Origin of the sequence: Cardiobacterium valvarum, assembly GCF_900460955.1 — a bacterium.
Taxonomy (GTDB): Bacteria; Pseudomonadota; Gammaproteobacteria; order Cardiobacteriales; family Cardiobacteriaceae; genus Cardiobacterium; species Cardiobacterium valvarum.
Map to the genome: position 1 here is coordinate 2181766 of NZ_UFUW01000001.1, position 19862 is coordinate 2201627.

At 53.6% G+C, this 19862-nt stretch carries 17 protein-coding genes; 13 read left to right on the forward strand and 4 right to left on the reverse strand.

What is annotated here, in order from left to right; all coding sequences use genetic code 11:
* Nucleotides 1–3: 3 nt before the first annotated feature.
* The 4 genes from DY250_RS10640 (at nt 4) to DY250_RS10655 (ending at nt 3433) form a co-directional block, all read left to right on the forward strand.
* Nucleotides 4–1089, forward strand: coding sequence for an LPD7 domain-containing protein (locus DY250_RS10640; protein ID WP_115612266.1), 1086 nt, complete (start codon nt 4–6; stop codon nt 1087–1089).
* 72 nt (nt 1090–1161) lie between these two features.
* Nucleotides 1162–2061 (forward strand): MuF-C-terminal domain-containing protein, encoded by a 900-nt coding sequence (locus tag DY250_RS10645; RefSeq protein WP_115612267.1) that lies wholly within the window; start codon nt 1162–1164, stop codon nt 2059–2061.
* A 119-nt stretch (nt 2062–2180) separates the two neighbouring features.
* On the forward strand, nt 2181–2489 hold the full coding sequence (locus tag DY250_RS10650) for an antitoxin VbhA family protein (protein ID WP_006984762.1): 309 nt from the start codon (nt 2181–2183) through the stop codon (nt 2487–2489).
* Nucleotides 2489–3433: a Fic family protein gene (locus tag DY250_RS10655; protein WP_172542339.1), complete on the forward strand. Its 945-nt coding sequence runs from the start codon at nt 2489–2491 to the stop codon at nt 3431–3433. The genes DY250_RS10650 and DY250_RS10655 overlap by 1 nt, the downstream gene beginning before the upstream one ends.
* 109 nt (nt 3434–3542) lie before the next feature.
* On the opposite strand, the gene DY250_RS10660 is transcribed toward DY250_RS10655, so the two are convergent.
* Both DY250_RS10660 and DY250_RS10665 read right to left on the reverse strand, forming a co-directional pair.
* Nucleotides 3543–5810 (reverse strand): hypothetical protein, encoded by a 2268-nt coding sequence (locus DY250_RS10660; RefSeq protein WP_115612269.1) that lies wholly within the window; start codon nt 5808–5810, stop codon nt 3543–3545.
* A 118-nt stretch (nt 5811–5928) separates the two neighbouring features.
* On the reverse strand, nt 5929–6291 hold the full coding sequence (locus DY250_RS10665; protein ID WP_115612270.1) for a plasmid mobilization relaxosome protein MobC: 363 nt from the start codon (nt 6289–6291) through the stop codon (nt 5929–5931).
* A 505-nt stretch (nt 6292–6796) separates the two neighbouring features.
* Between DY250_RS10665 and DY250_RS10670 the strand changes: the two genes are divergently transcribed.
* From DY250_RS10670 to DY250_RS10680, 3 genes are read left to right on the forward strand one after another with little or no spacing between them, the layout of a single operon-like run.
* Entirely contained in the window at nt 6797–7099 is a 303-nt protein-coding gene (locus DY250_RS10670) for a helix-turn-helix domain-containing protein (RefSeq protein ID WP_115612271.1), read from the forward strand.
* A gap of 17 nt (nt 7100–7116) precedes the next feature.
* Nucleotides 7117–7803 carry a hypothetical protein gene (locus tag DY250_RS10675; protein ID WP_115612272.1) on the forward strand — a complete coding sequence of 229 codons (687 nt, stop codon included), beginning with the start codon at nt 7117–7119 and terminating at the stop codon, nt 7801–7803.
* Nucleotides 7800–8105 carry a hypothetical protein gene (locus tag DY250_RS10680; RefSeq protein WP_147293514.1) on the forward strand — a complete coding sequence of 102 codons (306 nt, stop codon included), beginning with the start codon at nt 7800–7802 and terminating at the stop codon, nt 8103–8105. Before DY250_RS10675 ends, DY250_RS10680 begins: the two co-directional genes overlap by 4 nt.
* A gap of 2156 nt (nt 8106–10261) precedes the next feature.
* Here the strand turns inward: DY250_RS10680 and DY250_RS10685 are convergent.
* Nucleotides 10262–10660 carry an acyl-CoA thioesterase gene (locus DY250_RS10685; protein ID WP_245951110.1) on the reverse strand — a complete coding sequence of 133 codons (399 nt, stop codon included), beginning with the start codon at nt 10658–10660 and terminating at the stop codon, nt 10262–10264.
* A gap of 101 nt (nt 10661–10761) precedes the next feature.
* Here DY250_RS10685 and sucC point away from each other — a divergent pair, with 101 nt between their 5' ends.
* The gene (gene sucC / locus DY250_RS10690) at nt 10762–11922 is read left to right on the forward strand and encodes an ADP-forming succinate--CoA ligase subunit beta (protein ID WP_115612275.1); all 1161 of its coding nucleotides are present in this window, start codon (nt 10762–10764) and stop codon (nt 11920–11922) included.
* A 9-nt stretch (nt 11923–11931) separates the two neighbouring features.
* Entirely contained in the window at nt 11932–12804 is an 873-nt protein-coding gene (gene sucD, locus DY250_RS10695) for a succinate--CoA ligase subunit alpha (protein ID WP_115612276.1), read from the forward strand.
* A 218-nt stretch (nt 12805–13022) separates the two neighbouring features.
* Here the strand turns inward: sucD and DY250_RS10700 are convergent, their stop codons facing one another.
* A complete protein-coding gene (locus DY250_RS10700; protein WP_115612277.1) occupies nt 13023–15056 on the reverse strand; it encodes a M3 family metallopeptidase in 2034 nt (677 codons plus the stop codon).
* 187 nt (nt 15057–15243) lie between these two features.
* On the opposite strand from DY250_RS10700, the gene DY250_RS10705 reads away from it, so the two are divergent.
* From DY250_RS10705 to secD, 4 genes are all read left to right on the forward strand, one after another.
* The gene (locus DY250_RS10705) at nt 15244–16221 is read left to right on the forward strand and encodes a peptidoglycan-binding domain-containing protein (RefSeq protein ID WP_006986961.1); all 978 of its coding nucleotides are present in this window, start codon (nt 15244–15246) and stop codon (nt 16219–16221) included.
* A gap of 144 nt (nt 16222–16365) precedes the next feature.
* Nucleotides 16366–17481 (forward strand): tRNA guanosine(34) transglycosylase Tgt, encoded by a 1116-nt coding sequence (gene tgt / locus DY250_RS10710; protein ID WP_115612278.1) that lies wholly within the window; start codon nt 16366–16368, stop codon nt 17479–17481.
* A gap of 46 nt (nt 17482–17527) precedes the next feature.
* A complete protein-coding gene (gene yajC, locus DY250_RS10715) occupies nt 17528–17938 on the forward strand; it encodes a preprotein translocase subunit YajC (RefSeq protein ID WP_006986964.1) in 411 nt (136 codons plus the stop codon).
* Nucleotides 17939–18002: 64 nt separating this feature from the next.
* On the forward strand, nt 18003–19862 hold the full coding sequence (gene secD / locus DY250_RS10720; protein ID WP_115612279.1) for a protein translocase subunit SecD: 1860 nt from the start codon (nt 18003–18005) through the stop codon (nt 19860–19862).

The following is a 19862-nucleotide window of genomic DNA, read 5'->3' on the forward strand; positions in this document are numbered from 1 at the left end:
ATCATGGTATCCACCACAACCATAGAACTCAATCAGGAACGGCAGCAAGAACTGCGCGAAGAAGAGCAAGTCACTTCGCACGCACCACAAGCCGCCCCTGCCCCATCTCCAGCATCATCTTCAAACCGGCAAACGGAGGCGATAGAAGAACGGGAAACGCAGGAAGAACAGCCGAAAAAATCAGGCACGTTGCAAGTGGAAGACTTCTACCGCTTCGACCGTTTCAACATGCAAGGGGAATACAAGAACGTCAAAAGATGGCACGACTTCCGCAGTGAATTCGTCTTTGAACACAAAGAGGATCACACCAAAATCAATGTGCGCAAGCACAAAATCACCTTTGACAATACTGATCGAAACTATGCGGCCGCACTCGATCTCGCACAGGACAAGGGCTGGAAGTCCATTCATATCAAGGGGCGCGATGCCGAAGCTAAAGCGGAAATTTGGTACTTGGCACAGCTACGCGGACTGGAGACCACCGGCTACGAGCCGACCCGCGCTGACAGACAGCGGCTGGCCGGGGCGCTGGAACGGCAGAAACAGGAAGGCCTGGATATCCGGCCACAAGCCGATGCCGCCAAAAATCAGGAAGGAAAGGTGGCGGAACCGCAGGTACAAGGAAAAAATGCAGAAAAGGCTGAGGAACGGGCGGCAGAAAAAACGGCCGATATGCCCGCCCAAGAAGCATCAACGGCAACGGCGAAGAAGACCAGAGGACGACCAAAAAAGACGGCAGAAGCCGAACCCACCCAAGCACAAATCGTAGAAAGTGCCATGAAAGAAGTGGTGATTGAGGCCGGACGGGTGCTGGATCTGGACGACAAGCAAATCACCGTCCTGGAAAACATCCTTACCAAAGGCATTGCGCAAGCCGCGGCCGATGGTAAACCCGTTGATGTTAAAACCCTGGCCGACAAAGTAAAGACCGTCAAAAGCAAGTTACCGACCATCCGCACGGACATCACCAAAGCGGCGCAAATGGAACAAAGCATGGTCAAAGACCGCCAGCAAGCAGCCGCGCAACAACAGCCCAGTCGACAGCCAACACCCCACAGACAGCCGCAGCAGGAAATCGGTGGCCGGTAAATCTCAGCGGCAACTTACCACAAAATCATCCCCGCCCTGTGCGGGGATTTCTATTGAGAAGAGGAAGATAAGATGGCAATCAACGCTGACGTGCAAGCCCGCTATGAAGCAAGGATTGATGAACTATTTGCCGGGGAGGAACCCAGATTCCATAGTGGTGTCACCGTACTGGTTCGCGCCGATGTGCTTGATATGCTGGGATATGGTGATCAGCCGGTAATCCTGGCCGAGGTGAAGGTCAGAAAAAGTTATGACAACCATCCGGAAATGACAGCAGAGATCTGGAAGAAAATACCGCAATGGCTGGAAAACCCTGCTATGGTGTTTGTATCAGATACAAATCCAGACCGTCTCGTATTCATAGCACCCGAAAAAATAGGTGATAACACTGTTCGCCTTATCATTGCCGAAGAACTCGATAATCAAGGGAATAGACACCTGTTGCTCAATGCCTATTCGTCAGAAAAAAGCCCGTTTGGACGCTGGCTGGAAGACCGCCTCTTGCTGTACGCAGATACAAAAGAAGCCCCGCAGATCTTGGGGAAGTATGCGCGGCGATTGCGCCATGTCCTCGAAGATCCAGCTTTCAGACCAGACGCCCGCATCAACGGCACGGGACGTGGGAAACAGAAAGCCTTGGGGCTTGGAACAATTCTAACAGAAAAGAAACTGGAAGGGTATCGCAAAAGAACCCAACACGTCGAAGTTTCCCTACCGCAACAAGAACAAGATCCGCGCACGGAAAAGATACAACTGGCGAAATCACTACATGGTCGATATTTGGACACTACACGTTTGACAGCGGAAAGGAAAGAAGCTGAAAAGAAACGACTTGATGCAGTAATCAAGACAACACCGCTGGAACAGATTGAAAGATTTATAGGGATGCTTCGTTCTGAATTAAGAAAGGCACAAGAGAAAACAAAGACCAAAAACATAGGAAAGAATAGAAGTGGTAGTATAGAAAGATAATTGGATTATCCTTAATTTTTATGTTTAATAATAATTTTTAAGATAGGTGCTGACAAATAATTTTAATACAAGGATAAAGTTAGTGTATAATATTATCCTTGTTTATCCAGAGGTATCCCATGAACAAAACTTTATCATCACAGCAAACTCTACCGGAAGAATTTAACCGCCCCAAGGTTATGCATTATAGCGATGAGGAAATAGCAGAAGGACGTGAGTTATATCATCAACTGGTTGCCAGCTTTGCCCTGGAAGGTCAAGAGCCTGATGATTTTGGCAAGGTCGTTTCTCTTGAGCGTATTCGTGGGGAACTAACTCCTGAACAAGAAGAATTAATACTATGTGGAAAAATACCATCTGAGACCAAACGTATTAATGAGAAAATACAGCACCTTAAAGACGCTGGCTTATCATGGAAGGATTTGTAATGCATGAAGATGATTCGCAGATAATTTTTAATCGGATTAGTATTAAACGTCTGCGTGATGCGAGCTTACACCTTAGGAAGAAGCAAAGGTTTAATTTTTTCAGCTTAAAATTCTTGCATGACTCGACATTTGATCCCACTCCTGATTTACCGGATTCTGTTCGAGTCTTGATGAAGGATTATTATAAAGTCCGCCCCGCTGCTAATGATTGGCATAAATTGCGTCTGGTTTCCCGTCTCGATCGTCCACATTTAACCTTGTATTCCCCACTACAAAGTGGGGATTTTCATAATGCGGAGACAGCCATCAAGGCAGCGTTACCGGAAAATATGGTTGACCTAACCCTTGCACAAAAAATTGAACGGCTGACAACCGTCTATGCGGAAATTGATTACCTGCACGGCTTCGGCGATGGAAACAGCAGGGTCAACCGTGCATTTGTTCAGGAGATGGCAAGGGCATCCGGCATAGTGTTTGACTTTGCCAACCTTGATTATGAAGTCATGTACGTTGCCAGAGACAAATCACTATGCGAATTAAATCTTGCACGAAGACCAGATGACTTAAAAGATGTTTTCCATCCTTATGAAGGAAATGCTTACATTGGGCTACAAAAAGATCTAAACGATCTAAAGCAGGCTTATCCTGGCATCACACTTCACAGCATTTTTGCCAATATTGCAAAACCACTGGAAATAGATAAATTAGCAAACAAAATAGAATTTGCCGAGTTCTTGCATGATTGTTACATGGACAATGTGAAGTTACCTGATATAGAAAAAGTTGCTGAGAAAAACAGACTGATTCAAGCGCTTGAAAAGTCATCTCCTGAGCAGATAGACAGCTTTACCGATATGCTGCGTAAAAATATGCAAAAATTTCTGGAAAGAGGACCGACAATTCAGACCAAGGATAAAGGCAAGAATAAAGGTATCGAACGCTAGTTTTAAATAGTTAAAATGTTTCTATGACCTCTAAAGAGCCATACCTATTGCAACAAAATTCAAAGTTGTTTTTTCATTATCCAAATCTCTTACGTTATAAAAATATCTATCAACCGCGTTCTATAGTCGAACGCCCCTTGTATTCGTGTTGAACCAATTTAGCTTCTGTATGAACCTTGTTTACCGCTGCCTGAATGGCTTGTTGGTCTTCTGGACGCGCATTGCGGATCTCAAAAGCGTTTACGCCAAATCGCTGCTGCGCCAACCGTAAAGCCTTGGCGATATTTTCACTGTCGCGCCGGATTACCTTGATGGAATACTTCGCATCAATGATGATTGTTTTTTCCTCGTCATCCCGATACTCAATTTCCCCATTCCGCTTAATATGCACTTTCATACCCAGATCAAACGGTGCGAACGGACTTTGCTGCTGTTTATGTGTTGCGTACAGTTGCAAGTGACCATCAGGGCGGCTATATCGCGTGACACGGTACAGTTCATCAAGTGCAAGCACATCGCCCTGCTCCGCTTCCTGGAACAGCCATTCCCGGTAACGCTCACGCTGCGGCTGGCGGTAGTAATGTTCATCCCGTTGCCACGTTTCTTGTAGTCGCTGTAACTCTGCTCGCCGTTGTTGTTGCAGCACGCGTCGCCTTGCTCTGTTTTGCGCAAGAGATTGTTGCCCATCACTCGTAAAATGCAGACGTCGCCAAATCTCGCTGCGCGCTGTGCGATAACGTGCATAGGCCGCCCGGATACCGGGCAACTGCATTTCATGCTGCCACCAGCGATGCCACAGCATTCTCGAGGTGACATCACGGGTGCGGATGACGCTTTGCTTTTGTTGTTCTTCCCAGACCGTATCCAGCACCTTTCTGATTTCCGGCCAGCGCAGGTTCAGATATTTCCGCATTAAGTCAGAGGGGGAATATCGTCGTCCGGCAATCCCGATGCGCTCGACGCCGGACGGGGATTGCTCAATCGTGAAATCATCCCGCTGGATGCGGTAGTGATAGGCGAGGTAATCCAGAAGCAGGTGCAAATCAATCTGCCGCATCCTCTCCGTCCAGTTCACATCTCCGGCGGCGGGGGTGTATTGCTCGAAGAGGCTGATGGCACCCCCATCTCGTAGCCGGTACACGTCCTCAAACTTGAATGACGGGTTTCCGTCCAGGTCAGCGAGTGCATGCGCAGGCAATGAATGCGGCTCAACAGTTTCCCTTCCGCCTCTATTTCCATCACCAGGGCGTGGGCGCACGTCATGCAGATTGTGTCGGGTACTTCTCTCAAAATGTTCTGGTCGCTGTTCAATGTACTCACCTTGTATTTCGTCCGGGATATAAAACGGCTGGTTGTCGATATATTCCAAATCATCTATATGAGGCAAGTCATCAAAATGCGGAATATCGTCAATATGTCTTGTGTCATCAAAATGAGCGGAGTACCGCCACTGAGGCAGCCTTTCATCATTCGGAACCGACGGAAGCATCTCCTCCGTAGTGATTGATTCAGTCTGCTTTACCTTTGCAGCAAACAAATCTGCCAGATAAGCAAGCTGTTCTTCTTCCGTCATTTGCCGGTAGGTTTCCCGCTTTTTTACACTGGCACGATCAATAAAGCGAACTTCAAAAGCCCTGCGTTTAATCCATTCTTCTACCAGTTGCGGATAGTTGTCCCTTTCCTTGCTCTTCCCCATTGATGGATCACGACCAGCTAAGTAAGCGTTCAGAAACATGGAATCTTTCAGATTGACAGCCTTTTTATCACCTGAAAACCGGAAATTAATGTATTTTTCGCTGAAGTGACTTGAATCGCGCACCTTAACCTCGCCGAACTCACTCAACATGTCTGCCAGTTTCTCCACAGAATCTATACTCATATCAGCCTGGATAATACTTGCAATCTTCTCCTTAACCATACTGGCAGACATTTCAGGGGAAATACGGTATCGGTTTAATATTGCTTCCCTACCTCCTGATATAGGACGCACATTATCTTTTGGACTTTCTAAATTATACTTCTGATTTATAGTTTCCTGAAAAGCATTGATATAATGGGTAATATGTTCAATTTTTCCTAAGGGATTTTCTCGTTTCCCCGTAATCAGATTAAATTCAGGAATAACCACATGAATGTGAGGGAAGCGTTCATGCTCGCTACCAAACACATCCGGTAAAGATTGTATTTTGGGGAGATGCCCTTCACTGTAATAGTAAAACTCGCCTTCAGCACAGGCAGCAAAGATGAATTGCCTAAACTCTTGATCAATAGCCTGTAAAACATCCTCTGCAATCACTTTCTCCTTGAAGGATAGGGTAATGTGCATGTACTTTTCATGTTCATTCTTTAGATCAAAGCAATCAAGTATAGCGTTCATGTGTTGCAGATCTCCGCTTAATAGAAAGCGTTGATCTAGTTCATCTCGACTATAGTATCTACCTGATTTTTTCCCTTCCGCCAGATATTCACCAATACCGGAGGAACCACCACTAATCCTAATTAACATCAAAAATCCTCAGTGCACGAGTAAAGCCCGCTGCAATCGTGTCCAACACTCGCAAATAATGGGCACATTCTTCATAACTCAGACGGCCTTGCAGACTCAGAATGTTCAGATGTTTGGCAACCTGATTGATATTGTTGCTGCTCTTCGAGAGGTAATGTAAAGCCTTAATACGATCTTCCCGCACAGACATAGGCACACGCGAATAAAAAACAGGGCTTGCCTCAGTCAGTACCTTGCGCAAAACAACCGACATACTTTCTCCGGAATCGTGAGAAAGCCGTTCATATTCCGCTGCCTTCTCGCTTGGTAAGCGCACGGCGAAGGGGCGAGATAGGTTATCTGTGCTTGGCATCGGTTCTCCTGTACTTGCGGGCGTCAGCCGCTGTTGGCAGGCGGCAGCCTGCCGGGGTTTCAAAGGGGTTCCCCCTTTGGCACGCGCGATGTGCAAACGTCAGTTTGTAAACATCGCCGTCGTGCCTGTCTAAAAACAACTATATCTTTACAAATGGTCAAAGTAAAGTAAGAAAAACTTGCTTTTTCTGCTTTTCACCTCTAAAATCAGGATGGATGTGGCATAGAACTCTGCCAACTTGGCAGGTCGTCATGTCAGGGGGGCAGGAAAACGTGTCAAATGGCAGGAATTCGTGCCTAATAAACTGGAAAATCATGCAAAATGGCAGGAAACTGTGCCAAATGACACAAAACATTGCCAAGCACATTAGAAAATCGTGCCAAATGGCAGAAATTCGTGCCAAATGGCAGGAAATCGTGCCAATCACTGCGGAAGATCGTGCTTAAGAATGAAAACTGCACATCCCATGACTTCTGCAAATATTCAATTGGAGTAATGCGTACCTATGATAGCGAGATTAAAAACGCCCGTATCAGAAAAGCAAATAGATGAAATACGCGGATTACTTGAACTTGGTGTGCCAAAAGTTAGAGTAGCTAAACAATGCGGTATCAGTGTTCGGACGCTATATCGATACCTATCCGATATTACACCTAAACTAGAACTGGCCTCAGTGAAGCAATCAGCAGGATTACATATAAATCCCTCTGGAAAGACCAATGCAGATCGAGAAAGACGCAGGCAAGAAGTAACCAATCTTGTGAGTGATAATCTTGCAGCTCTACAACCCCCTTCTAAAGATGATTAACTTAATCGGAGTAACCTATGAGAATTGCAGTCTTAAATTATAGCGGTAATGTTGGGAAAACAACGCTGTCCCGCGATTTGCTGAAATATCGTATGCCGGACCATCAGATCATAACTGTAGAATCAGTTAACAGTGATGGCAAGGAAACCCTAGTCATAAGAGGGGATAAAGGAGACGACATTTATACAGAGATGCTGCTTAACGAAAATATAATACTTGACATAGGATCATCAAATCTTGAATCTTTTATCCATAGCACTGAGAAAGAAAGTGAGATTATAGAGAGCATTGACCTATTCGTTATTCCCGTAACAGGCGAGAAAAAACAGCAAGCAGATAGTATAAAAACGATGCAGGACATTCTGATAATGGGTGTTCAGCCAGAACAGATTAGGATAGTATTTAATCAGGTCAATGATAATATAGATCCAAAGGAAGTATTTGAGCAAGTTATACTGGCGGCACGAAAGCTTAATATTCCTGTTAATACTGAGAACCTAATATTTCGCCATGACTTATATACAAATGGACAATCTTTGGAAGATATGATCAGCACAACGGACTACAAGGCCAAAATGCAAGAGGCAAAAGCTGCCGGGGAACAAGAAAAGGCCAGAGAGTACGCGATGAAACACGTTCGCCAACGTAAGTTAGCGTCATTAGATCAACGCCTGACCGAAATCTTTGAACGCATCATGTCATGACTTCTGAATATGCTAAAACAGATCCTCGAATGATTTTACTGGATGTTTACAGTGAGATTATCGACTGCCGCGAGGAACTTAAATTAATGCGGAAAGATCTTGCAGAAGTGAGAATAGAGTTTAACGCGATGCTACAAACGGCTAATGATTTTCAGAGAGTAATGTTGCAGATCCAAAGAGAAATCCCATCACTTGTAGGTAATGCAGCTATGAATGCTTTTGAGCAGGAGTTGAGAAAGGCACAAGAACGACATTCTAAAATGCAAAAACGTTCCTGGTGGCGACGTTTGATAAATAATTGAATTGATACGTCGATTCATTTAATTCAAGGGGTAATGTGAAATCTACATTGCCCCTTCCTCAATTTGTGCTGAGAAGAAGATGATCATTACATGACTTATTGCTATTGATGCCGCAAGTTGTCAATCCTAACCACACTGCCAGCATTGATAACAAATCTTGACCGCCCAAACACCGACACGGAGTGCCGAGGTTCAACGCCGAGGTTCTGCACCAGGGTTCTACGCCGGGACACCACACGCAGAAATCAGGGAAGTAGAGCCGTCGTCACCAATCACCTGACTTTCCGCCATCGATTACGTCCACCGACACCGGCCACCGACACCGGCCACCGACACCGGCCACCAACACCGACCATCAGCACCGGCCAGCTCAAATGCCGACACAGAGCGCCGAGGTTCTGCGCCGGGGTTCTACGCCGGGGTTCTACGCCGGGGTTCTACGCCGGGGTTCTACGCCGGGGTTCTACGCCGGGGTTCTACGCCGGGGTTCTACGCCGGGGTTCTACGCCGGGGTTCTACGCCGGGGTTCTACGCCGGGGTTCTACGCCGGGGTTCTACGCCGGGACGCCACACGCAGAAATCAGGGAAGTAGAGCCGTCGTCACCAATCACCTGACTTTCCGCCATCGATTACGCCCACCGACACCGGCCATCGACACCGGCCATCGACACCGGCCATCGACACCGGCCATCGACACCGGCCATCGACACCGGCCATCGACACCGGCCACCGACACCGGCCACCAACACCGGCCACCAACACCGGCCACCAACACCGACCATCAGCACCGGCCATCAGCACCGGCCAGCTCAAATGCCGACACAGAGCGCCGAGGTTCTGCGCCGGGGTTCTGCACCAGGGTTCTGCACCAGGGTTCTACCCCGGGACACCACACGCAGAAATCAGGGAAGTAGAGCCGTCGTCACCAATCACCTGACTTTCCGCCATCGATTACGTCCACCGACACCGGCCACCGACACCGGCCACCGACACCGGCCACCGACACCGGCCACCGACACCGGCCACCGACACCGGCCACCAACACCGGCCACCAACACCGACCATCAGCACCGGCCAGCTCAAATGCCGACACAGAGCGCCGAGGTTCTGCGCCGGGGTTCTGCGCCGGGGTTCTGCGCCGGGGTTCTGCACCGGGGTTCTGCACCGGGGTTCTACGCCGGGGTTCTACGCCGGGGTTCTACGCCGGGGTTCTACGCCGGGGTTCTACGCCGAGGTTCTACGCCGAGGTTCTACGCCGAGGTTCTACGCCGAGGTTCTACGCCGAGGTTCTACGCCGAGGTTCTGCACCAGGGTTCTGCACCAGGGTTCTACGCCGGGACACCACACGCAGAAATCAGGGAAGTAGAGCCGTCGTCACCAATCACCTGACTTTCCGCCATCGATTACGTCCACCGACACCGGCCACCGACACCGGCCACCAACACCGGCCACCAACACCGGCCACCAACACCGACCATCAGCACCGGCCAGCCCAAATGCCGACACAGAGCGCCGAGGTTCTACGCCGAGGTTCTGCACCAGGGTTCTACGCCGGGACACCACACGCAGAAATCAGGGAAGTAGAGCCGTCGTCACCAATCACCTGACTTTCCACCATCGATTACGTCCACCGACACCGACTATCAGCACCGGCCAGCCCAAATGCCGACACAGAGCGCCGAGGTTCTACGCCGGGACGCCCACACGCAGAGAACAGAGAAGTAGAGCCAACACCAGCATCCATCACCTGATCTCTCGGCATCAATACCGCTGCTGACATCGGCCATCGAATCAGTTGTTTGTAACCTATTGTTTTTCAAATAAACTACGTAAACTACATGTTCAACTACATCTATTTTTTTATAATCCATCAGAAACATGCTTATATTCAATATGTTATAAATATTCAACTACAAACTACATCAACTACATGATTTTCTTCGTTTTTGTATATATTCCTTTGGTATAAGAACATGGGGAATGTTTGGGGAATCATTGTGATATTTAAAAACCATAATCTATTGAAACAAGATAATATTTTTACAAAAGTATCTTTCCCCAAGCGAGATAAACACTGACTCCGCCAAGCGGGATAAACACTGACTCCGCCAAGCGGGATAAACACTGACTTCCCGCCTATCCAGCCGACCGCGTTACTACATATCCTGCGCAGCGGCCAACCGCGTGGCGAAATCCGGCGGGAAGCGAGTCGGTTTGCGGCGCACGGCATCCACGCACACCAAGAGAACCCGTGATGTTGCGCAGCATCGCCCGCCGCTCCAAATCTCCGCCTCAATCTCCAGCGAACCGCCGCGCACATTCTTGAGCAACGAGCGCACCTCCACCGTCGCTGGAAAGACAATTTCCGCGAGGAATTTGCAACCAATATTAGCGACCACCAGCATCGGCAGCGGTGCCTCACCGCACACCGCCGCAAGGCATGCCACCCGCGCCGATTCCAGATAACGGAAGAACACCGTATGGTTGACGTGCCCATAAGCATCCATGTCGCCCCAGCGCACCTCACCCTGCCACACATGAACCCACACATTCATCACAACACCCCACAGAAAAACACATACCATCAGCGAAAATAACGCTGAACTTTGCTAACATTGCCGCAGCATTATCCGCTAAACCATTAAGGAAACTCCCCATGAATCTACACGAATACCAAGCCAAAACGCTCTTTCGCGCCTATGGCGTGGATACCCCGCGCGGCCAGCTCGCGCATAGCCCGGATGAAGCCGTCGCTGCTGCCGAAGCCCTGGGTGGCAACGTTTGGGTCGTCAAAGCCCAAGTACATGCCGGCGGACGCGGCAAAGCAGGCGGTGTTAAAGTCGCCAAAAGCCTCGATGAAGTACGGCAGTACGCCAGCCAGATGATTGGCAGCACCCTGAAAACGAAACAAACCGGCGATGTCGGCCTACCTATTCATAAAGTCCTCATCGAAGAAGGCCTCAACATCGTCAAAGAACTTTACCTCTCCGTCGTGGTTGATCGCGCCAGCAAACGCGTATCCATCATCGCCAGCGCCGAAGGCGGCATGGACATCGAAGAAGTCGCCGAAAAAAGCCCGGAAAAAATCCACAGTATCGGGGTTGACCCCGCCGCCGGTTATTTCCCCTACATCGGTCGCCGCCTCGGCTTCGCCATGGGACTCGACAAAAAACAAGTCGGCCAGCTCGCCACCCTGCTGCAAGGCCTCTACACACTCTTCATCGAAAAAGACCTGAGCATGGTCGAAATCAACCCGCTCATCATCACCGGCGACGGCAAACTGCTCGCGCTCGACGCCAAAATCGGCACCGACGACAACGCCCTCTACCGCCACAAAGACCTCGCCGAAATGCGCGACCCGACGCAAGAAGACGAGCGCGAAAACAAAGCACAAGAACTCGAACTCAACTACGTCGCCCTCGACGGCAACATCGGCTGCATGGTCAACGGAGCGGGGCTGGCCATGGCGACAATGGACATCATCAAACTGCACGGCGGCGAGCCGGCGAACTTCCTTGACGTGGGCGGTGGCGCAACTGCAGAGCGCGTCAAAGAAGCCTTCAAACTCATCCTCACCGCGCCGCAAGTCAAGTCCATCCTGGTCAACATCTTCGGCGGCATCGTCAGATGCGACCTCATCGCCGAAGGCATCATCAACGCCGCCAAAGAAATCGACCTGAAAGTGCCGGTCGTCGCCCGCTTGCAAGGCACCAACGTCGAACTGGGCCGGAAAATGCTCGACGAAAGCGGTCTCGCCATCACCTCGGCGGAGGATCTCACCGACGCCGCGCAAAAAGCCGTTGCCGTAGCCAAATAAGGAATCCCCATGAGCATCTACATTAACAAAAACACCAAAATCATCTGCCAGGGCTACACCGGCTCACAAGGTACCTTCCACAGCGAACAGGCCATCGCCTACGGCACCAACCTCGTCGGCGGCGTCACCCCCGGCAAAGGCGGGCAAACCCACCTCGACCGCCCTGTCTTCAACAACTGCCATGAAGCCGTGCAGGCCACCGGCGCGAATGCAAGCATGATCTTCGTGCCGCCCCCCTTTGCCGCTGATTCCATCCTCGAAGCGGTGGATGCCGGCATCGAAGTCATCGCCTGCATCACCGAAGGCATCCCCGTGCTGGACATGATGAAAGTGAAAGCGGCCATCAGCGGCACCAACGTGCGCCTCATCGGCCCGAACTGCCCCGGCGTCATCACCCCCGGCGAATGCAAAATGGGCATCATGCCCGGCCACATCCACCAGGCGGGCGTCGTCGGCATCGTCTCGCGTTCCGGCACGCTGACCTATGAAGCCGTGCACCAAACTACCGGCATCGGCCTCGGCCAGTCCACCTGCGTTGGCATCGGCGGCGACCCCATCAACGGCACCAGCTTCGTGGACGTGCTTGCTGCCTTCCAGGCCGACCCGCAGACCAAAGGCATCGTCATGGTCGGCGAAATCGGCGGCAGCGCCGAAGAAGAAGCGGCGGACTACATCAAGGGAAACGTGACGAAACCCGTGGTTGCCTACATCGCGGGCGTCACCGCTCCGCCCGGCAAACGCATGGGCCACGCCGGTGCCATCATCGCCGGTGGCAAAGGCACTGCCGCCGACAAATTCCGCGCCCTGGAAGCGGCAGGTGTCGCCACCGTCCGCTCCCCGGCTGATATCGGCAGCACCCTGAAAAAACTGATGAACGCCTGAACGTCCCACCTCTCCGCAAAAAAAAAGCCCGTACTGGCGGGCTTTTTTTTTTGCCGTTAAGCTGCCGCTTATGGACGTTCGGTATAAACACAAGCTCTTCAAGCGGCGTGGTTACTGGGCCCGGCAAGCGGCCAAGAAGGGTGTTTCGTCGTGTACGAAGATCAATTCAAAAAAACACTTCCCGTGGGAAGCGTTTTTTATGGGCAGCAGCAACGTCATCAGCGGATGCCGCTCTGTTGCAGCAGCGCATCCACGCGCGGTTCGCGGCCACGGAAGGCGATGAAGCTCGCCATGCTGGGGCGGCTGCCGCCGGTCGCAAGGATTTCGTCGCGGAAGCGGGCACCGGTCGCCGCGTTGAAGACGCCTTCTTCTTCAAACGCCGCGAAACTGTCCGCCGAGAGGACTTCCGCCCATTTGTAGCTGTAATAGCCCGCTGCGTAGCCGCCCGCGAAGATGTGGCTGAATTGCATCGGGAAGCGGTTTGCCGCATAGGCGGGGGTAACGGCGACGGCAGCACGCACGGCGGCGTGTACGTCCAGCGTTTTGTCGCGCCATGCTGTGCCGCTGTGGTAGCGGAAGTCGAACAGGGCAAATTCGAGCTGGCGCAGCATCGCCATCGCTGACTGGAAGTTTTTTGCGGCGATCAGTTTGTTGTAGAGCTCGTCAGGCAGCGGTGCGCCGCTGTCTTTGTGCCGCGTCATGCCGGCCAGCGCTTCGCGGTCGTAGCAGTAGTTTTCCATGAACTGACTGGGCTGTTCGACGGCATCCCATTCGACACCGTTGATGCCGGAGATGGAATAGATGTCCACGTCGGTGAGCATGTGGTGCAGGCCGTGCCCAAATTCGTGGAAAAGGGTGGTGACTTCTTGATGGGTGAGGCAGGCTTCGCTGTCGCCCACGGGCGGTGTGAAGTTGCAGACGAGGTAGGCGACGGGCAGTTGTAATGCACCGTTGTCGCGGAAGCGGGAGACGGCGCCATCCATCCATGCGCCGCCGCGTTTTTTGGCGCGGGCGTAGGGGTCGAGGTAGAACTGGGCGCGCAGGCTACCATCGGCGTTCAACACGTCGTAGGCAAGCACGTCTTTATGCCAGGTGCTGAGGCTGTGGTTGGTGCGGAAATGGACGCCGAAGAGGCGCTGGCTGATGGCAAAGAGGCCGTCGATGACGGTGCTGATGGGGAAGTAGGGGCGCAGGTCTTCTTGCGAGAGGGCGTATTGCGCCTGGCGCAGTTTTTCGGCGGCGTAGGCCACGTCCCACGGGGCGAGGTCGGCAAGCGAAAGTTCACGGGCGGCGTAGTCGCGCAGCGCCGCCATTTCCGCTTCGCCCGCTGCTTTGCTTTTGCCGACGAGATCGTCGAGGAAAGCGAAGACGGCTTGCGGCTGTTTCGCCATTTTGTCGGCAACGGATAGCGCGGCGTAGTCGGCGTAGCCGAGGATTTCCGCCTGGCGCGCGCGCAGGCGCATGGTCTCTTCGATGATGGCGGCGTTGTCGTACTGGCCGTCGTCGGCAAGTTCGCTGGCGCGGGCGTTGTAGGCGCGATATACGGTTTCGCGCAGCTCGCGGTCATCGGCGTAGGTGAGGACGGGGATGACGACGGGCGCATCGAGTGTCAGGCAGTAGCCGTCCATGTCGCGCTGGCGGGCGAGATCGGCCAGCAGGGGTTTGATGGCCTCCGGCAGTCCGCTGAGGCGGGCGTCGTCAGCCAGCGGCAGGCGCCAGGCGTTGGTGGCGTCCAGCACGTTGTTGGAAAAGCGGCTGGCAAGTTCAGTGAGACGCTGGCTGTTGGCGCGGAATTCGGCTTTGGCGTCATCCGGCAGGGCGACGCCGTGACGCTCGAAGGATTCGAGGCTGTCGTCAACGACTTTCTGCTGCGCAGCGCTGAGACGCGGGTATTTATCGCCCGCTTGCAGCGCGCGCACCGCTTGGTAGAGGCCGTTGTGCTGGGCGAGATCGGTGCCATAGGCGGCCAGTTCGGGCAGGATTTTTTCGTAGGCGGCGCGCCATTCGTCGCTACTCTGCACGCCGTGCAGGTGGCTGATAGGCGAAACGGCTTTGCTGAGGCGGTTCGCCATGCGTTCCAGCGGCTGCATCAAGGTATCCCAGGTTGGCGCGGTCAGTGTCGCGAGGCGTTCCGTTTCGGCGCGGTTTTCTTTAATGATGGCGAAGATGGCATCAATGTGTCCGGGTTTGATGCGGGCGAAATCGGGCGCGGCAGGCGGGTGATAGAGCGGGTTTTGACTGAAATCGGTCATGGGGTTTCCTGTGGATAATCGTTAAAGAGGGCGAAGTATACGCCGCAGGCGGTGAGAAGGACTTTAACATTTGCGGTGTTTTCATTGCCGCCCGACGGTAGCTTGCGTTAAAGTATGTGGCGATTTTTGGACGGTTATCGTGTTCAAAATGTCAATTCCCGAATCTTCATCTATTAGGAGACTTTGAATGATGAAACGTAAGCTTTCCGTGCTGCTGACTTCGGTCGCCATCGCCGCCCTGGCGCAAGCACAAGAAAACACCGAGGCCCAAGGCGAAGCTGCCGCCCCTGCCGCTTCCGAAGGCATGACGCTGACCGTCCCGCAAGTCAAAGCTGGCGAATGTCAGGCGTTGGTGGTTATCCCGGCCAAATTCGAGCCGCGCACCGAGCAGGTTGTCATTAAAGACGCGTCCAAGACCTATGAAATCGTCCCGGCCGAATATGAAATGACGGAAGAACAAGTCGTCATCAAACCGGCCAGCAAGAAACTGGAAATCGTCCCGGCTGTCTTTGAAACCGTCGAAGAACAGATCGAAATCGAACCGGCGATGACCAATCAGGAAGTCATCCCGCCGCAATATAACGAAGTCAAAGAAGAAGTCGTCGCCAAGCCGGCTTACATGACCGCCCGTAGCGAAGGCCCGGCGCGTACCTTCTCCTCCACCGGCGAAGCACTGCGTATGGTGGAAGTCCCGGCAGAAATGGCGAACATCACCAAGCAGGTCGTGCAGGAAGAAGCCCGCATCAACCCGACCCAAGTTGAAGCCAAATTCAAGACCATCAAGAAACAAAAACTGGTCAGCGAAGAAACCACGCGTGAAGTGGAAGTTCCCGCCGAATACGAGACCGTCAAAGTCAAGAAACTGGTGAAAGAAGCACAGCAAATCGAGAAAGAAATCCCGGCTGAATACGCAGAAGTCACCAAATACGAAAAAATTTCCGACGCGCAAGTCCGCTGGGAAAGCGTGCTGTGTAACGACACCGTGAACAGCAAAACCATCGAAGCCGTCCAGGCCGCGCTGAAAAAAGAAGGTTACCGCGTCTCCGTTGACGGCGCCCTCGGCCCTGGCACCATGAAAGCGCTGGAAGCCTACCAACGCAAACACAACCTCGGCGTTGGCGGCGTGACCCGCGAAACCCTGCAATCCATGGGCATTGAGCAATAAACCGCCGCTCACCCGCGATGCAAAAAGGAAGGCGCAAGCCTTCCTTTTTTATCAGCCTGACGATGTGCCAAGCGGGATAAAACCTGACTTCCCCATACCCCAAGCGAGACAACCACAGGCTTTCCGCCAACCAACACCACAACCATGCATTACACACTCATCACTCAAGACGGCGACGCACGTCGCGGTTACATCACCTTCCCCGGCGGTCAAGTCGTGCAAACGCCGGTCTTCATGCCGGTCGGCACCCTTGGTACCGTGAAAGGCCTCGCGCCGGAAGAGCTGCATGCCATCGGCGCGGAAATCATCCTCGGCAACACCTTCCACCTCATGTTGCGCCCCGGCGCAGACATCGTCGCCGCACACGGCGGCCTGCACCAGTTCATGCATTGGGACAAACCCATCCTCACCGATTCCGGCGGCTTCCAGGTTTTCAGTCTGGCGAAAATCCGCAAGCTGACCGAAGAAGGCGCACGTTTCCGCTCGCCGGTGGACGGCAGCGAAGTCTTCCTCAGCCCGGAGCGCTCCATGCAGGTGCAGCGCGCGCTCAATTCCAACATCGTCATGCAGCTCGACGAATGCACCCCCTACCCGGCGACACACGAAGAAGCCGCCAAATCCATGCGCTTGTCGCTGCGCTGGGCGGCGCGCAGCAAAGCCGCACATGAAGGCAACCCCAACCACCTTTTCGGCATCGTCCAGGGCGGCATTTATCCTGACCTGCGCCGCGAATCGGCGGAAGGCCTGGTCGCGCTCGACCTGCCCGGCTATGCCGTCGGCGGGCTGGCGGTCGGCGAACCGCTGGAAGCGCGCAACGACACCCTCGACCACACCCTGCCGCACCTGCCCGCGCACAAACCGCGCTACCTGATGGGCGTCGGCAAACCGGAAGACATCGTGGAAGGCGTGCGACGCGGCATCGACATGTTCGACTGCGTCATGCCGACGCGTAACGCCCGCAACGCCTACCTTTTCACCCGCTTTGGCACCCTGAAACTGCGCAACAGCGTCCACAAACGCGACCTGCGCCCCATCGAAGAAGGTTGTGATTGCTACACTTGCCGCCATTACAGCCGGGCGTACCTGCACCACCTCGACAAATGCAACGAAATGCTCGGCGCGCGGCTCAACACCATCCACAACCTGCGCTACTACATCCGCCTCATGCACGACATGCGCGCGGCCATCGAAGCGGGGCGGTTCGCGAGCTTCGCCGCCGACTTCTACGCCATGCGGCGCGCCGGGGCAAGTACGCTATAATGCGCACCGCTTCACCCCTTCCATAACACAAATCTAAGGACAAACCATGCTATTCATCCAAGACGCCTACGCCCAAGCCGCTCCTGCCGCCCAACCCGGTGGTGGCTTATCCATCATCATGCTGGTCGTGCTGTTCGGCGCGATGTGGTTCTTCATGATCCGCCCGCAGCAGAAAAAAATGAAAGAACACCAACTGCTCATCGGCAGCCTGAAAAAAGGCGACGAAGTTATGACCAACGGCGGCCTGATGGGGCGCGTCATCAACCTTGACAACTTCGCCATTGACCTCGAAATCGCCAAAAATACTGTCGTGCGCATCCAGCGCGGCGTCGTCGTGCAAATCCTGCCGAAAGGTTCGCTCAAAGCCAGCCTCGGCAGCAACAGCGCCGCCAACGACGACAAAAACGAAAAAGACGACAAAGCGGACGAACCTAAAGACGACAAAGAAAAAGAATAAACACCGCCCCCCCGAAGGCTGCCTCCGGCAGCCTTTTCACTTACCAGTAACCCGGAAAACCGCCATGTCCAAGCATTACCCCACATGGAAATACCTGCTCATCATCGTCGTTATCTTCTTCGGTCTGCTTATCGCCCTGCCGAACTGGTACGGCAAAAGCCCAACCGTGCAAATGCAATTCCCCACCCCGGAAGCAGCGGCGACAGCAGCAGGCGATATCACCAAACAGCTCAATGACGCCAACCTCGCCCCCGTGCGCTGGAAACAGGACGGGCAAAACCTCAACCTCTTCTACCTGCAAACCGACGTGCAAATCCAGGCACGCGACCTGCTCGCGGCCCAATACCCGGACAACAGCGTCTCGGTCAACCTGATGGCGAACACCCCTGCCTGGCTGCAAAACCTCGGCCTCGCCCCGGTCAACCTCGGCCTTGACCTGCGCGGCGGCATCTCCTTCCTGCTGCAAGTCGATAGTAACGAACTCTTTACCCGCAAATCTGCCGAACTCATTGACCTCGCGACCACGACCACCGCGAAAAACGACATCCCGATGCAGGGCGCGGAAGCGGCGGCAAACGGTGGCGTTATCCTCAATTTCACCAGCGAGAATGACCGCGAACAGGCATTGGATGCCCTCTACCGCCTGCTGCCCATCGGCCTCGAACAAATCCAGTTCGAAGAAAACGGCCAGTACCGCGTGCGCATGCAATACACCGAACAAGGCATCAGCGAAATGAAACGCCGCGCCGCCGACCAGAACCGCATGCGCATGGCCAGCCGCGTCAACAGCCTCGGCGTTGCCGAACCCTCCATCCAGGTCGTGGGCGATGACCGCCTCCTCATCCAGCTCCCCGGCATCCAGGACGTCGCCAAAGCCAAAGAAATGCTTGGCTCCACCGCCACCCTCGAATTCTATATCGTCGATACCCAGAGCGACATCGCCCAGGCGGTACAGATGAAACGTGCGCCCTTTGGCAGCAAACTCGCCTACTTCGAAGACGGCACGCCGATACTGCTCAAGCGCAAAGTGGTGATGAGCGGTGAACACATCGTGGATGCCGCCGTCGATACCGCCAACCAGAGCGGCATCGCCGTCAGCGTCGTCCTTGATTCCCAGGGCGGGGCGCAAATGTCGGAAATCACCCGCGAAAACCTCGGCAAACCGATGGCGACCATGTACGTCGAATACGTCCCCGTCACCAAAAACGACGCCAGCGGCAACCCGGTGACCACCGTCGAAAAACGCGAAACCGTGGTCAACTCCGCCACCATCCAGGGCCTCTTCGCCGAACGCTTCCAGATTACCGGCGTCGAACCTATCTCGCGGGCAAAAAAACTCGCCGCCACCCTGCGCGCCGGCTCGCTCGTCGCCCCGGTGTACATCATCGAAGAACGCACCATCGGCCCGAATGCCGGGAAAAAGAACATCGACCAGGGCGTGAACGCCTCGCTCATCGGTTTCTCCCTCATCGTCGTTTTCATGCTCGCCTACTACCGAAAACTCGGCCTCGACGCCACCCTCGCCCTGCTCGTCAACCTCGTCCTGCTGGTGGCCGCCCTGTCACTGGTCGGTGCGACCCTGACCCTGCCGGGCATCGCCGGTATCGTCCTCACCCTCGGCATGGCGGTGGATGCCAACGTTCTTATCTACGAACGCATCCGCGAAGAACTGCGCCACAACGTCGATGCCCGCACCGCCGTGCGCCTCGGCTTTGAAAACGCCCTGCCGACTGTCGTGGATGCCAACATCACCACCCTCATCGTTGCCATCCTCCTCTTCAGCTTCGGCGCGGGGCCGATTAAAGGCTTTGCCGTCACCCTCTCCATCGGCATCCTGACCACCATGTTCACTGCCGTGTACGTCACCCGCGCGCTGGTCGAATTCACCACCCTGCGCAAAGACAACCCCCGCATCAACCTCTGA

Bases quoted from the DNA above. Each gene is read 5' to 3' on its own strand.
- DY250_RS10640 (WP_115612266.1), top strand. From the start codon at position 4: ATGGTATCCACCACAACCATAGAACTCAATCAGGAACGGCAGCAAGAA.
- DY250_RS10645 (WP_115612267.1), top strand. From the start codon at position 1,162: ATGGCAATCAACGCTGACGTGCAAGCCCGCTATGAAGCAAGGATTGAT.
- DY250_RS10650 (WP_006984762.1), top strand. From the start codon at position 2,181: ATGAACAAAACTTTATCATCACAGCAAACTCTACCGGAAGAATTTAAC.
- DY250_RS10655 (WP_172542339.1), top strand. From the start codon at position 2,489: ATGCATGAAGATGATTCGCAGATAATTTTTAATCGGATTAGTATTAAA.
- DY250_RS10660 (WP_115612269.1), bottom strand. From the start codon at position 5,810: ATGAACGCTATACTTGATTGCTTTGATCTAAAGAATGAACATGAAAAG.
- DY250_RS10665 (WP_115612270.1), bottom strand. From the start codon at position 6,291: ATGCCAAGCACAGATAACCTATCTCGCCCCTTCGCCGTGCGCTTACCA.
- DY250_RS10670 (WP_115612271.1), top strand. From the start codon at position 6,797: ATGATAGCGAGATTAAAAACGCCCGTATCAGAAAAGCAAATAGATGAA.
- DY250_RS10675 (WP_115612272.1), top strand. From the start codon at position 7,117: ATGAGAATTGCAGTCTTAAATTATAGCGGTAATGTTGGGAAAACAACG.
- DY250_RS10680 (WP_147293514.1), top strand. From the start codon at position 7,800: ATGACTTCTGAATATGCTAAAACAGATCCTCGAATGATTTTACTGGAT.
- DY250_RS10685 (WP_245951110.1), bottom strand. From the start codon at position 10,660: ATGAATGTGTGGGTTCATGTGTGGCAGGGTGAGGTGCGCTGGGGCGAC.
- sucC (WP_115612275.1), top strand. From the start codon at position 10,762: ATGAATCTACACGAATACCAAGCCAAAACGCTCTTTCGCGCCTATGGC.
- sucD (WP_115612276.1), top strand. From the start codon at position 11,932: ATGAGCATCTACATTAACAAAAACACCAAAATCATCTGCCAGGGCTAC.
- DY250_RS10700 (WP_115612277.1), bottom strand. From the start codon at position 15,056: ATGACCGATTTCAGTCAAAACCCGCTCTATCACCCGCCTGCCGCGCCC.
- DY250_RS10705 (WP_006986961.1), top strand. From the start codon at position 15,244: ATGATGAAACGTAAGCTTTCCGTGCTGCTGACTTCGGTCGCCATCGCC.
- tgt (WP_115612278.1), top strand. From the start codon at position 16,366: ATGCATTACACACTCATCACTCAAGACGGCGACGCACGTCGCGGTTAC.
- yajC (WP_006986964.1), top strand. From the start codon at position 17,528: ATGCTATTCATCCAAGACGCCTACGCCCAAGCCGCTCCTGCCGCCCAA.
- secD (WP_115612279.1), top strand. From the start codon at position 18,003: ATGTCCAAGCATTACCCCACATGGAAATACCTGCTCATCATCGTCGTT.